Below are 633 nucleotides of genomic sequence, written 5' to 3' on the forward strand. Positions count from 1 at the left end.
GAGCACCACCAATAGTCGTATCGACAGCCTCTCGACGTCTACGTCGTCGGGCCTGAGCACGGCCACGAGCAGCATCGACAGCCTCTCGACGTCTACGTCGAGCGGTCTGAGCACCGCGACCAGCGGCATCTCGAGCTTGTCGACGGGCCTGAGCACGACGAACAGCAACGTGAGCAGCCTGTCGACCTCGACGTCCTCGGGTCTGAGCACCACCAATAGTCGTATCGACAGCCTCTCGACGTCTACGTCGTCGGGCCTGAGCACGGCCACGAGCAGCATCGATAGCTTGTCGACGTCTACCTCGAGCGGTCTGAGCACTGCGACCAGTGGCATCTCCAGTTTGTCGACGGGCCTGAGCACGACCAACAGCAACGTCAGCAGTCTGTCGACCTCGACGTCGTCTGGTCTGAGCACCGCGACCAGCGGCATCTCCAGCCTGTCCACGGGTCTGAGCACGACGAACAGTAATGTCAGTAGCCTTTCGACCTCCACGTCGAGCGGCTTGAGCACAGCCACGAGTGGCATCGACAGCCTGTCGACTGGTTTGAGCACGACCAATAGCAACGTCAGCAGCCTCTCGACCTCGACGTCGTCCGGCCTGAGCACGGCGACCAGCGGCATCTCGAGCCTGTC

Annotated in this window: 1 protein-coding gene; it reads right to left on the reverse strand. The window is 62.2% G+C overall.

What is annotated here, in order from left to right; genetic code table 11:
• On the reverse strand, nt 1-621 hold a 621-nt coding region (locus AC1RAD_RS31210), incomplete at its 3' end, for a hypothetical protein (RefSeq protein ID WP_492738984.1).
• Nucleotides 622-633 lie beyond the last annotated feature (12 nt).

It is taken from the genome of Variovorax sp. GW823-FHT04B03, assembly GCF_058796495.1.